This is a genomic window from Methyloprofundus sedimenti, from assembly GCF_002072955.1.
GTDB classification, from domain to species: domain Bacteria; phylum Pseudomonadota; class Gammaproteobacteria; order Methylococcales; family Methylomonadaceae; genus Methyloprofundus; species Methyloprofundus sedimenti.
The window spans coordinates 2,573,094-2,586,203 of the sequence record NZ_LPUF01000001.1 but is presented as its reverse complement, the minus strand read 5'-3'; the positions used below and the strand labels follow the sequence as shown (position 1 = coordinate 2,586,203).

14 protein-coding genes are annotated in these 13,110 nt (G+C 40.4%); 13 read left to right on the top strand and 1 reads right to left on the bottom strand.

From position 1 onward, the window contains the following. Window positions 1–15: 15 nt before the first annotated feature. From AU255_RS11430 to lysS, 7 genes are all read left to right on the top strand, one after another. A complete protein-coding gene (locus AU255_RS11430; protein ID WP_080522975.1) occupies window positions 16–1,239 on the top strand; it encodes a cysteine desulfurase in 1,224 nt (407 codons plus the stop codon). Window positions 1,240–1,265: 26 nt separating this feature from the next. After that, complete coding sequence (gene sufU, locus AU255_RS11425) at window positions 1,266–1,718, top strand: Fe-S cluster assembly sulfur transfer protein SufU (RefSeq protein WP_080522974.1); 453 nt, start codon at window positions 1,266–1,268, stop codon at window positions 1,716–1,718. 23 nt (window positions 1,719–1,741) lie between these two features. Further along, a complete protein-coding gene (locus AU255_RS11420) occupies window positions 1,742–2,449 on the top strand; it encodes an endonuclease/exonuclease/phosphatase family protein (RefSeq protein ID WP_080522973.1) in 708 nt (235 codons plus the stop codon). A 6-nt stretch (window positions 2,450–2,455) separates the two neighbouring features. Beyond that, the gene (locus AU255_RS11415; protein ID WP_080522972.1) at window positions 2,456–3,223 is read left to right on the top strand and encodes a class I SAM-dependent methyltransferase; all 768 of its coding nucleotides are present in this window, start codon (window positions 2,456–2,458) and stop codon (window positions 3,221–3,223) included. A gap of 12 nt (window positions 3,224–3,235) precedes the next feature. After that, the gene (locus AU255_RS11410) at window positions 3,236–3,556 is read left to right on the top strand and encodes a non-heme iron oxygenase ferredoxin subunit (protein WP_080522971.1); all 321 of its coding nucleotides are present in this window, start codon (window positions 3,236–3,238) and stop codon (window positions 3,554–3,556) included. 188 nt (window positions 3,557–3,744) lie between these two features. Beyond that, window positions 3,745–4,843, top strand: a protein-coding gene (gene prfB, locus AU255_RS11405) for a peptide chain release factor 2 (RefSeq protein WP_143735912.1) whose coding sequence is annotated in 2 segments (ribosomal slippage) — window positions 3,745–3,819 and window positions 3,821–4,843 — 1,098 coding nt in all. Because the reading frame shifts where the segments join, the coding sequence is not laid out codon by codon here. Window positions 4,844–4,959: 116 nt separating this feature from the next. Beyond that, window positions 4,960–6,459 (top strand): lysine--tRNA ligase, encoded by a 1,500-nt coding sequence (lysS, locus tag AU255_RS11400; RefSeq protein WP_080522969.1) that lies wholly within the window; start codon window positions 4,960–4,962, stop codon window positions 6,457–6,459. A 51-nt stretch (window positions 6,460–6,510) separates the two neighbouring features. Here the strand turns inward: lysS and AU255_RS11395 are convergent, their stop codons facing one another. Further along, complete coding sequence (locus AU255_RS11395) at window positions 6,511–6,972, bottom strand: CBS domain-containing protein (protein WP_080522968.1); 462 nt, start codon at window positions 6,970–6,972, stop codon at window positions 6,511–6,513. A 187-nt stretch (window positions 6,973–7,159) separates the two neighbouring features. Here AU255_RS11395 and adk point away from each other — a divergent pair, with 187 nt between their 5' ends. The 6 genes from adk to AU255_RS11365 are packed head-to-tail and all read left to right on the top strand — an operon-like array spanning window position 7,160 to window position 13,087. After that, complete coding sequence (gene adk, locus AU255_RS11390; RefSeq protein ID WP_080522967.1) at window positions 7,160–7,804, top strand: adenylate kinase; 645 nt, start codon at window positions 7,160–7,162, stop codon at window positions 7,802–7,804. A gap of 15 nt (window positions 7,805–7,819) precedes the next feature. Further along, complete coding sequence (lpxD, locus tag AU255_RS11385; protein WP_080522966.1) at window positions 7,820–8,875, top strand: UDP-3-O-(3-hydroxymyristoyl)glucosamine N-acyltransferase; 1,056 nt, start codon at window positions 7,820–7,822, stop codon at window positions 8,873–8,875. Between the two features lie 21 nt (window positions 8,876–8,896). Further along, complete coding sequence (gene leuC / locus AU255_RS11380; RefSeq protein WP_080522965.1) at window positions 8,897–10,303, top strand: 3-isopropylmalate dehydratase large subunit; 1,407 nt, start codon at window positions 8,897–8,899, stop codon at window positions 10,301–10,303. A 12-nt stretch (window positions 10,304–10,315) separates the two neighbouring features. After that, window positions 10,316–10,948: a 3-isopropylmalate dehydratase small subunit gene (gene leuD, locus AU255_RS11375; protein WP_080522964.1), complete on the top strand. Its 633-nt coding sequence runs from the start codon at window positions 10,316–10,318 to the stop codon at window positions 10,946–10,948. 29 nt (window positions 10,949–10,977) lie between these two features. Continuing rightward, a complete protein-coding gene (gene leuB / locus AU255_RS11370) occupies window positions 10,978–12,072 on the top strand; it encodes a 3-isopropylmalate dehydrogenase (RefSeq protein ID WP_080522963.1) in 1,095 nt (364 codons plus the stop codon). Further along, on the top strand, window positions 12,065–13,087 hold the full coding sequence (locus tag AU255_RS11365) for an aspartate-semialdehyde dehydrogenase (protein ID WP_080522962.1): 1,023 nt from the start codon (window positions 12,065–12,067) through the stop codon (window positions 13,085–13,087). Before leuB ends, AU255_RS11365 begins: the two co-directional genes overlap by 8 nt. The last annotated feature ends 23 nt before the right edge of the window (window positions 13,088–13,110 follow it).

Below are 13,110 nucleotides of genomic sequence, written 5' to 3'. Positions count from 1 at the left end.
GAATAATATAGAAAAATGACTGACTTCCCTGTAGAAAAAATCCGCGCAGATTTTCCAATTTTAAAAGAGAAAATCCGTAACAAGCCACTCGTCTATTTAGATAATGCCGCCAGCTGTCAAAAGCCTCAGCAAGTGATTGACAGTATTGTGTATTGTTATAGTCATGAATATGCCAATGTACATCGTGGCGTGCATACTTTAAGTGTTAAAGCGACTGATCGTTATGAAAGCGCGCGCGAGAAGGTTAAAGATTTTATTAATGCGCAAAGCACGAAAGAAATTATTTTTGTCCGTGGTGCGACCGAGGCTATTAATTTAGTTGCGCAAACTTTCGGTAAAGCGAATATTAAAGCGGGTGATGAAATCCTGATCACTGCGATGGAGCATCATTCTAATATCGTGCCTTGGCAAATGTTATGTCAGGAAACGGGTGCGGTACTGAAAGTTGCCCCGATTGATTTGCAGGGAGAACTGATTTTTGCAGAATTTGAAAAATTAATCAGTGATAAAACTAAATTGATCTCTGTGGTGCATATGTCTAATGCGCTGGGTACGATCAATCCAGTGAAAAAGATTATTGCTGCTGCAAAAGCAAAAAATATCCCGGTTTTATTAGATGGTGCACAAGCGATCCCGCATATGTCAGTGGATGTGCAGGCTTTAGACTGTGACTTTTATGTATTTTCCGGGCATAAGCTGTATGCACCATCAGGTATTGGTGTGCTTTATGGAAAACAAGCCTTATTAGAAGCGATGCCGCCTTATCAGGGTGGCGGTGATATGATTCGTAAAGTAACCTTTACCGAAACGGAATATAATGTTTTACCTTATAAATTTGAAGCCGGTACACCGAATATTGCGGATGTAGTGGGCTTAGGTGCAGCCATTGATTATCTGAATGAAATCGGCATGGATAATATCGCAGCTTATGAGGCGGAATTATTAGCATATGCGACCGAGAAGGCAAGACAAATTAAAGGTCTACGCATTATTGGTGATAATAATAATAAAGGCGCTATTTTATCCTTTGTTTTAGATAAAATTCATCCGCATGATATAGGTACGATGCTGGATAGTTTAGGGATAGCAATAAGAGCAGGACATCATTGTGCTATGCCTGTCATGGATTTTTTTGAAGTGCCGGCGACCGCACGTGCTTCATTTGCCATGTATAATACTAAAGAAGAAATTGATGTCTTGATGGCGGGTATTGAAGACTTAATTAAAATTTTTGGCTAGCAGCCTGAGTAAAAACTGAGAAAAATATGTTTGATGATTTACGCGACCTCTATCAGGAGGTTATTTTTGACCATAATAGAAATCCACGAAATTTCCATGTCATGGAAGATGCAGATCGTAAAGTAGAAGGCTTTAATCCTTTATGTGGTGATCGCCTGACCTTATTTCTAAAAATGGATGGCGATAAAATTATTGATGCCAGTTTTCAAGGTTCCGGTTGCGCTATTTCGACAGCCTCTGTTTCATTGATGACGGAAATTGTCAAAGGTAAAACGGAAGCGGAAGCTGATGCTTTGTTTCAACAATTTCATGAAATGACCACAGGCAAAGAAGACGAGATAAACCTGGAAGCGATTGGTAAATTAGCGGTTCTAGCGGGTGTTCGTGAATATCCAGCCCGAGTAAAATGTGCGACTTTGGCCTGGCATACTTTAGATGCTGCTTTAAAAAATGAGCAAGCGTCGATTTCTACTGAATAAAGAATTTTTAGTTAGTCGGTAAAATGAAAGTAATTTCTTGGAATTGCAATGGCGCTTTTAGGAAAAAATTTCACCTTATTGAAGAGATGCTTGACGTAGATTTAATGGTGATTCAGGAGTGTGAAGATCCAGCCCAATCGACTAAAATTTATAAAGAGTGGGCAGGAGAGTTTTGCTGGCAAGGTAGAAACAAAAACAAGGGTATTGGAATATTTTCACGATCATCCTTTAAGCTTAAAAAGCTTGATTGGAACAATAATAATCTTGAGTCTTTTTTGCCTTGTAGAGTAAATGATTCAATTAACTTGTTGGCGGTTTGGACTAAGCAGGCAAATTCTCCAAATTTTCCCTATATTGGGCAGCTTTGGAAGTATATACAACTACATAAAGAAAAGATGAAAGCTTCTCCATTTTTATTAGTTGGTGATTTAAATAGCAATTCGCGTTGGCATACTTGGGATTGCTGGTGGAATCATAGTGATGTCGTGAGAGAGCTTGAAGAGATAGATATTCATAGTCTTTATCATCAGTATTTTAATGAAGTACAAGGAAACGAAAGTCGCCCAACTCTTTATCATTTGCATCAGTTTGATAAACCTTATCATGTTGATTATGCCTTTTCGTCTTCAACTATTTTTATAAAAGATGAGAATTATATTAACGTAGGTAAAGCAGATAAGTGGCTAGCTTTCAGTGATCACATGCCGTTAATATTTAATATTTCTGACTAATTATTTGTGTATTCCTATAGAGGTAAATTAGCTGTTTTACATAACGAGCCATATGAATTAGCTTTGTCTCAAGCCTTGTCCTTGCGTTTATCTGTACCTCTTTATCATTCAGTTGATAACAAAACCCCTGAAGATTTTTTTTTAAGCTGGCGAGATGGCTGCTTAAAACTTCTGGATAAAGAGCTGCTGAAAAAAGGAGGTTTAATGGTTGAAATTGAACCAAGGCAAGGAGAGCAGCGATCATGGCCAGCACCAAAGGAAGGGGCTTTGGCTCAGGCAATCGGACGAAAAACCAGAACGGTGGTCGATGCGACTACAGGTTGGGCACAAGATAGTTTGCATATTTTTCGTATGGGCTATGAACTAAGCTGTATTGAACGCTCGCCGGTGATGCTGGAATTACTGGGAGATGCTTTCCAGCGTCTAGAACGTCTAGATTGGGTGGCAAGATTAGCGTTGCCTGTTCCAAAACTGTTGCCTGGTGATGCGATAGATATATTAGCACAATTAACTGACTCGCCTGATTGTGTCTATATAGACCCCATGTTTCCAGTTAAACGTAAAAAATCTGCTTTACCCAAAAAAGCGATGTTGATTTTGCGTGATTTACTCGGTGATGATATGGATAGGGCAGCATTGTTTGACGTCGCATGGCAAGCAACGGCAAAAAAGGTGGTGGTTAAAAGTCCTGACTATGCATTACCATTAGGCGGTAAACCAACGCAAAGTTTTAAAAGTAAGTTGCTTAGATATGATGTTTATATAAAAAACTAAAAAGAGGAAAACATGTCTGAATGGATTGATGTTGTAGCGGAAAATGCTCTGGCAGTTGGTGAGCACATTGTGGTGGATGTCGATGGTATTGAAGTAGTCGTTTTTAAATTAGAAGATGGTTTTTATGCTTTGGAAGATACTTGTACGCATGATGGTGCTGAGATTGCCAGTGGAGAGATAGATGGTGATGAAATTATTTGTCCTCGGCATGGAGCCAGATTTTGTATTAAAACAGGTGAAGTGAGATCTGCACCTGCTTACGAAGATATTCCGAGTTTATCGGTAAAGGTTGAGAGTGGACGTTTAAAGGTCAGGGATACTCGTTGGGATTAGCCTAAGATTAATCAGCGTAGCCTTTATAAATTATATTTATGAATAGCTAATTAGACTTAAGTCAGCTGTTTTATTTGGAGTTAAACAATACTCCTGTTGATTTATTTGTGTGCTTAATGAGCGTTTGAAATAGTATATAATAAACCCCAATTTTTAATAGCTGGTATGTCAGAGTAAATATTAATTCAATGCAAGAAATAAATCCGATTAACAATAAAATAAATGATTTAAAACATCGTACTGAAACTCTCAGGGGGTATCTTTGACTACGATGTAAAAAGTGAGCGTTTGATAGAAGTTTTACGTGAACTAGAAAGTCCTGAAATATGGAATAACCCAGAGCAGGCCCAGGCTTTAGGAAAAGAGAGGGGGCAGTTAGAAACGGTAGTCAATACTATTTTGGAGCTGGAGGAAGGCTTAAGCGACTCCGCTGAATTGCTTGAGATGGCAGTTGCTGAAGCGGATGAAGAAACAGTCGATACGGTTGTTGACGATTTAGCTGGTTTTGAAGCGCAGGTGATGGGTTTAGAATTTCGGCGCATGTTTTCCGGCGAAATGGATGCTAATAATGCTTTTTTAGATATACAATCAGGCTCAGGTGGTACAGAAGCTCAGGATTGGGCTGCAATGATTGAGCGTATGTACTTGCGCTGGGGTGAGCGTAAAGGGTTTAAAACCGAGTTGATCGAGGAGTCACAGGGAGAGGTAGCCGGAATTAAAAGTGCAACTATTAAATTCGAAGGTGATTATGCTTTTGGCTGGTTGCGCACCGAAACAGGGGTACATCGCCTGGTTAGAAAATCACCTTTTGATTCGGGTAACCGTCGCCATACTTCCTTTGCTTCTGTATTTGTCTCTCCTGAGATAGATGATGATATTGAAATAGATATAAACCCGGCCGATTTGCGTATTGACGTTTATCGTGCCAGTGGTGCGGGTGGGCAGCATGTGAATAAAACCGAGTCGGCAGTTCGTATCACCCATATTCCCACTAATACTGTCGTGCAATGTCAGAATGATCGTTCCCAGCATAAGAATAAAGATACGGCTATGAAACAGCTTAAGTCCAGACTGTATGAGTTGGAACTACGTAAGCGTAGCGAATCACAGCAAGCTGTAGAAGATAATAAATCCGATATAGGCTGGGGCAGTCAAATTCGTTCTTATGTATTAGATCAGTCGCGAATTAAAGATTTACGTACTAATGTCGAAACTGGCAATACACAAGCAGTCCTTGATGGTGATTTAGATCAGTTTATCGAAGCCAGTTTGAAGAGTGGTTTGTAAATTTATCAAAACTTGCTTTCCCTGGATTGGCAAAGTGAACAATAGACTGGAAATGGTCATGTTGAGCCTTTATCCATATTACAAAACAAAAAACTAATCATTTATAAAATTAAAAAATGTCAGAATTAGAACACTATGAACAAGAGCAAATTAAACAACGCCGTACAAAATTAGCTGCACTACGTGAAAATGGTGCGATTGCTTTTCCTACTGATTTTCGCCGTAATGTCGTTGCGGGTGAACTGATCGCAGAATATGGCGAAAAAACACAAGAAGAGCTAGAAGCAGAGCCTGTGCGTGTTAAATTAGCTGGCAGACTCATGACACGACGCATAATGGGTAAAGCAAGTTTTGCACATATTCAGGATATGTCGGGAAAAATTCAGCTTTATGTGACTCGTGATAACTTGCTTGAAGGGTTTTATAATGAGCAGTTCAAAAAGTGGGATATCGGCGATATTATCGGTGCGGAAGGCGTTTTATTTAAAACCAAGGTTGGTGAGCTCAGTGTCAAGATTGATGATATTCGCTTATTAACCAAATCGTTACGTCCTTTGCCCGAGAAGTTTCACGGCATTGCAGATCAGGAAATTAAATACAGACAGCGTTATCTGGATTTGATTATGAGCGATGAATCGCGCAATACTTTTTTGATGCGTTCAAAAATTGTTGCCTATATTCGTCAGTTTTTAATTGAAAGACAATTTCTTGAAGTCGAAACGCCGATGATGCAGGCAATTCCCGGTGGTGCAACAGCGCGTCCTTTTGAGACTTTTCATAATGCTCTGGATTTAGGCATGTATCTACGTATAGCACCAGAACTTTATTTAAAACGTTTGGTTGTCGGTGGTTTTGAAAGGGTCTTTGAAATAAACCGAAATTTCCGTAATGAAGGTTTATCTACTCGACATAATCCTGAATTCACTATGCTGGAGTTTTATCAGGCATATGCTGAATACGGAGAGTTAATGGATCTAACTGAAGCTATGTTAAAAGGGCTGGCAGAAGATGTTGTCGGCCAGGCGGTAATAACTTATCAGGGGGAAAACTATGATTTTTCCAAATCTTTTGACCGTATGACAGTGTTTGACTCGATTTTACACTTTAATCCTGACTTGTCTCCAACCGATCTTGATAACCGTGAAGCTGCAGTAAAAGTAGCTGAAAATCTGGGAATTCCAGTCAAAGATAGTTATGGTTTAGGTAAAGTACAGATAGAGATATTTGAGAAAACAGTAGAAAGCCGATTAATGAATCCCACGTTTATTACTGCTTACCCAGTAGAAGTCTCTCCTCTGGCAAGGCGGAATGATGATGATCCGCATGTTACCGACCGCTTTGAGTTTTTTGTAGGTGGACGAGAAATTGCCAATGGTTTTACTGAGTTAAATGATTCGGAAGACCAGGCGGAGCGTTTTATGCAGCAGGTGCAGGAAAAAGAGGCTGGAGATGATGAGGCAATGCACTTTGATGCGGATTATATTACCGCTTTAGAACATGGTATGCCGCCAACTGCAGGCGAAGGGATTGGAATAGATCGCCTGGTAATGCTGTTTACCGATGCGCCCTCTATTCGTGATGTCTTATTATTTCCTCATATGCGCCCTAAAGCTTAATAGTTAGAGCCTGTTGTAAAAAGCCTCATCGAGGCTTTTTACTTTTAGACATTAATGTGCCTTGGCAGCGATTTGTTCAGCGCGTTTTTCACTGGCGTGTTCAATTTTTGAGAACACTCTCAGTATGTCAGTCGCTGACAGTATACCGACTAGCTTATTTTTAGCATCGACTACTGGTAATGCACCAATTCTGTTTTCTGCCATCAAGGCTGCAGCTTTAGATGCGTAAGTGTCAGGTTGAACGGTAATGACGCCACGATGCATGATATGAGTCACTTTTTTGGGTAGTACGTGTAATTCAGTTGTACCTTCAGCTGCAATTGAGCTGGAATTACTTTTTGGCCCCAGTGCTTTATACAGGTCTCTATCTGAAACGATACCCACTACTTTGCCTTTTTCTACTACCGGTAAATGGCGCACTTTTTCGTAATGTATCAGAAAAAAAACGCGGTCTATCATGTCTTGCGGCTCTACTGTAAATACCTTTTGGGTCATTAAATCTTCAACAAGCATGTGTATATCTCTCCTCATAATTATTATTTAGCCGCCCAGAATAGGCATTTATACATAATTTTACAAGAGTTATATTATCGAATGTTATAAAATGATTCGTTATGTTAATTTGAAATGAACTGAAAAACGTAAGTTAACAGTCGGTTTTTTAGTTAAATGTTTTTAGCGGCAGCTAATGGAGTCAAATATGCGCGTTATTCTTTTAGGTAGTCCTGGTTCTGGTAAAGGTACTCAGGCACAATTTATAACTGAGAAATTTGCTATTCCGCAAATATCAACTGGTGATATGTTGCGTGCAGCTGTTCGGGAAGGTACAGAACTAGGTAAAGCAGCTAAAAAAATTATGGATGAGGGAGGCTTGGTATCAGATGATATCATTTTAGGATTAATTAAGGACCGGATCACTCAGGCAGACTGCGCCAATGGTTTTTTATTAGATGGCTTTCCGCGTACAATTGCCCAGGCAGAAGGTTTGCTAGCTATGGGCGTGCAGATAGATCATGTTTTAGAAATTGCGGTTGCTGATGATGAGATCATTAAACGTATGAGCGGTCGACGTGTACATCTGGAGTCGGGGCGTACTTACCATGTCGAATTTAATCCGCCTAAAGTAGCAGATAAGGATGATGCAACCGGGGAACCCTTAATTCAGCGAGATGATGATAAGGAAGCAACAGTAAAAAAACGTTTAAATGTATACCATCAGCAAACAAAGCCTCTGGTTGGTTTTTATCTTAACATGGCTGATCAGGGAAAAGTGCAGTTTGCCACAGTTACAGGTGTAGGTGCAGTGGCAGATATTACCGCTAAGGTTTTTAAAGCATTAGCATAAAGCCAAGGAGTTGTAGTGGATATTTTAAGTTCAGAAATTTTTCAGGATTTTAAGCAACAAGGCTTAATTACTGCGCACTTAGGTGCTGATACTCGAGTAACGGGTATTGTCCCTGCTGAAGCGGCTGGACAAGGAGGCCTGGTTTTTGTTGAACATGAAAAATATCTACCATCGGTCTTGACTGCAGGTGTAGCAACAATTGTAACGACACAGGCAATAGCAGATAAGATACAACTTGATAATACCGCTATCCTGTTGGCTCCAAATGTGCGTATGGCAATGGCATATATACGCCAAAAATATGTTGATCGAGATGTGTACAATTCAGAGTGGGGACGTATTCATACCACAGCAGTAATTCATGAGTCTGTGTTAGTGCCAGTTGATGCAGTTATTGGCCCTGGCGTAGTGATAGGCAGAAACGTACAGTTGGGTTCTGCTGTCGTTATTATGGCTAATGCAGTGATTGAATTTGATGCTGTAATTGGTGCCCGAACAGTTATCTATTCGAATTGTGTGGTGTCATATGATTGCCATATTGGAGAAGATTGTATTTTAAAAGCAGGCTGTGTTATTGGTAGTGATGGACAGGGGTTTGCACAAGATGAGCAATTCCATCATCACCGTATCCCGCAGACAGGTCGAGTTGTTATTGGTAATAAAGTCGTAATTGGTTCCGTTACGACGATAGATCGGGCAACATACACTGAAACAAAAGTGCATGATGGCTGTATTATCGATGCACAATGCCATTTAGCCCATAATGTGATTATTGAAGATGACTGTATTCTGGTTGCTCAGACCGGGATAGCGGGTTCGAGTCACTTTGGTAAAAGAGTGATTGCATCGGGACAGACAGGTGTTCTGGATCACGTACATATTCCTGATGACACCATGTTACTACATAGAGCAGGTGTGCATAGCAGCATCAAAGAGTCGGGCATTTATGCTTATGGTCCTGCGCAACCTTTTAAAAAATATACAAAAAATATAGCTATTTTTCAACGTTTAAGTGAAGTATGGACGCGATTGAAGAAATTAGAAAAGCAAGTCGCCGAACTTTCAAAATAATAATAACGGTACAGAATATATATGTCAGCAAAAACTTTATATGACAAACTTTGGGATGATCATGTTGTTTCTGTGGAAGAGGATGGATCCTCTCTTATTTATATAGACAGGCAACTAATTCATGAAGTGACTTCACCGCAAGCTTTTGAGGGATTGCGGCTAGCAAATAGAACGCCCTGGCGTACCGCACGTAATTTGGCTGTTGCTGATCATAATGTACCAACAACTGATAGAAGCGTCGGTATTGCTGATCCTGTTTCACGTCTGCAAGTGGAAACACTGGAAAAAAATTGTGCTGAATTTGGTATTACCGAATTTGATATGTCAGATATACGTCAGGGAATTGTACATGTTGTCGGTCCTGAGCAAGGCGCAACTTTACCGGGTATGACTATTGTTTGTGGAGATTCTCATACCTCGACACACGGTGCTTCGGGCGCACTTGCCTTTGGTATAGGAACTTCAGAAGTTGAACATGCATTAGCAACGCAGTGTCTGACCCAAAAAAAATCCAAAAACTTTTTAATTAAGGTCAATGGTTATGTTGGTGCAGGGATAACAGCCAAAGATATTGTTCTGGCGATTATTGGTGAAATTGGCACGGCCGGGGGGACAGGTTATGCTATCGAGTTTGCAGGACCAGCGATTACAGAGCTCTCGATGGAAGGACGCATGACCGTATGTAATATGGCCATTGAAGCAGGGGCACGAGCAGGTTTGATTGCAGTAGATGATAAAACTATAGATTATTATCGTGATAGACCCTATGCACCAAAAGGTGAGCATTGGTTTATGGCCGAAAGGTTATGGCAGGATTTGCATTCAGACTCGGGCGCTAAGTTTGATAAAGTCGTGGAAATAGAGGCCAGTTTGATTAAGCCCCAAGTAACCTGGGGCACTTCACCTGAAATGGTTGTTGCAATCGATGCGAAGGTTCCCAATCCTGTTGAAGAATTTGACCTAGTAAAACAGCAAAGTATACAAAATGCACTGCAATATATGGGCTTAGAAGCGGGACAGGCCATTACCGATATTGCAATTGATAAGGTCTTTATTGGCTCTTGTACTAATTCAAGAATTGAAGATTTACGGGCTGCGGCTAGCGTAGTTGAAGGTAAGCAACGCGCCGATAATGTCAAATTGGCATTAGTTGTACCCGGCTCAGGAATGATTAAACAACAAGCTGAAAAAGAAGGCCTGGATAAAATTTTTATTGCTGCAGGGTTTGAGTGGCGCGAACCAGGGTGTTCAATGTGTCTGGCAATGAATGCGGATAAGTTAGCAGCTGGGGAGCGATGCGCCTCTACTTCAAACCGTAATTTTGAAGGTCGACAAGGTTATGGTGGGCGGACCCATTTAGTAAGCCCTGCAATGGCTGCAGCAGCTGGTATAGCAGGACATTTTGTTGATGTAAGAGACTGGGCTTGAGGGCAAAGAATTATGCAAGCATTTAAAAAATTAAACACAACAGTTATGCCTCTTGATAGAGCTAACATTGACACTGATGCGATTATTCCAAAACAATTTTTAAAATCAATTCGCCGTGCCGGTTTTGGTCCGTATTTATTTGATGAGTGGCGTTATCAAGATATAGGTGAACCAGAAATGGATTGTTCTCAGCGACCATTAAAAAAAGACTTTATCTTGAATAATGCAGATTATCAAGGTGCTGAGATATTATTAACACGCGAGAATTTTGGGTGTGGATCTTCACGCGAGCATGCGCCATGGGCTCTTGAAGACTATGGTTTTCGTGCGATTATTGCGCCGAGTTATGCAGATATTTTTTATAATAATTGCTTTAAAAATGGTATTTTGCCAATTGTATTAACAACAGGGCAAGTGGATCAATTATTTCAGCAAGTACAGCCCGGTTATCAATTAGCTATTGATTTAGAGGCGCAAACAATTACAACTCCGACTGGCCAGGAGATTGTTTTTGAAGTTGACGCAGGCAGAAAATATCGCTTACTGAATGGTCTGGATGATATTGCTTTAACCTTGTTGCAGTCTGAAAAAATAAAAGCTTACGAAGAAGAACGAGCAAAACGCGCTCCGTGGCTATTTGTTTAAATTTAAAACAAGAAAAGGTTTGTACGTAAATGACACAGAAAATTGCAATATTACCAGGTGATGGTATAGGTCCTGAGATTATTGCTGAAGCCATTAAGGTATTGGAATATTTGAATTCAAATTTGGGTCTCGGTCTGGAATTTGAACGGGGTTTGATTGGGGGGGCGGCGTATGATGCGACAGGAGTCCCTTTGCCAGTTGCGACAGTTGAATTAGTAAAACAAGCAGATGCCATCCTATTGGGGGCAGTAGGTGGTTATAAATGGGAATCACTGGATATTTCTCTACGTCCTGAAAAGGGCTTATTAGGCTTACGTTCTGAACTTCAATTATTTTCTAATTTACGTCCTGCGATTCTATATCCGCAATTAGCCAATGCTTCGACACTAAAGCCTGAAGTTGTGTCTGGCCTGGATATAATGATAGTTCGTGAATTAACAGGCGGGATTTATTTTGGTCAACCGCGAGGCCTCAGAATTCTGGATAATGGTGAAAAGCAAGGTTATAACACGCTTGTTTATAGTGAATCAGAAATTCGACGGATTGCACATTCAGCATTTAAAATTGCGCAAAAAAGAGATCGACGCTTGTGCTCCGTTGATAAAGCGAATGTTCTGGAATGTACTGAATTATGGCGTGAGGTCATGACTGAAGTTGGTAAAGAGTATCCTGAAGTAGAACTGACTCATATGTATGTCGATAACGCATCTATGCAATTAGTACGTGCACCTAAGCAGTTTGATGTGATGGTTACTAGCAATATGTTTGGTGACATTTTATCTGATACGGCATCCATGCTTACGGGGTCAATTGGTATGTTGCCATCCGCATCACTGGATATCAACAGTAAAGGAATATATGAGCCTGTTCATGGTTCTGCTCCAGATATTGCCGGGCTAGGAATTGCTAACCCTTTAGCGACTATTTTATCAGCAGCCATGATGCTGCGTTATACCTTTAATCTTGGTGCTGCAGCTGATAGCATAGAACAGGCAGTGAATGATGCACTGAATACAAATATACGAACTGCAGATATTTATTCAGAGGGTATGCAAAAAGTGAGCACTTCAGAAATGGGAGATGCAGTAATTAAAGCGTTAACAATGAGACATAACAATGACTAAAAAATATAATGTTGCTATCGTAGGCGCTACAGGTGCGGTAGGTGAGGCGATGATTTCTATCCTGGAAGAAAGAAAATTTCCTGTGGATAATGTTTATGCCCTAGCCAGTGAACGTTCAGCAGGTAAGCGCATTCCTTTTAACGGAGGTTCACTTAGCGTTCAGGATTTAGCTGAATTTGATTTTTCCAAAGCTGATATAGGTTTATTCTCAGCGGGTGCTTCGCTGTCAGAAGGATATGCTCCTAAGGCTGCTGCTGCAGGTTGTATAGTGATTGATAATACTTCACAGTTTCGTTATGACGAAGATATCCCTTTAATAGTTCCTGAAGTAAACCCGGAAAGAATTGCTGATTATAAGACGCGAGGGATTATTGCAAACCCTAACTGTTCAACCATCCAGATGCTGGTTGCGTTAAAACCTATATATGATGCCGTGGGAATAGAACGCATTAATGTTTGTACTTATCAGGCGGTTTCCGGTTCAGGTAAAGAAGCCATTGAAGAGGTCGTTAATCAGACTGCACAATTGTTAAATGGTAAACCAGTGCAGGCTAAAGTTTACCCCAAGCAAATTGCATTTAATGTATTACCACAGATTGATGTGTTTATGGAAAATGGCTATACCAAAGAAGAGATGAAAATGGTATGGGAAACTAAGAAAATTTTGGGTGATGATAGTATCCTTGTGAATCCGACCGCTGTACGTGTCCCTGTTTTTTACGGTCATTCTGAAGCAATTCATATAGAAACACGTGATAAAATCAGTGTCGAAAAAGTACGTGAAATTTTAGCTGCTTCACCTGGAATTACAGTAATGGACGAGCGGGTGGACGGTGGTTATCCAACTGCGGTTACAGAGTCTTCTGGTAATGATGATGTGTTTGTCGGGCGTATCAGAGAAGATATTTCTCATGAAAAAGGTATAGACCTTTGGGTTGTTGCTGATAATGTGCGTAAAGGAGCAGCATTGAATAGTGTGCAAATTGCAGAAGAGCTAGTAAAAAATTACATCTAGTCTAGAGTTAGAGGTATATTTGA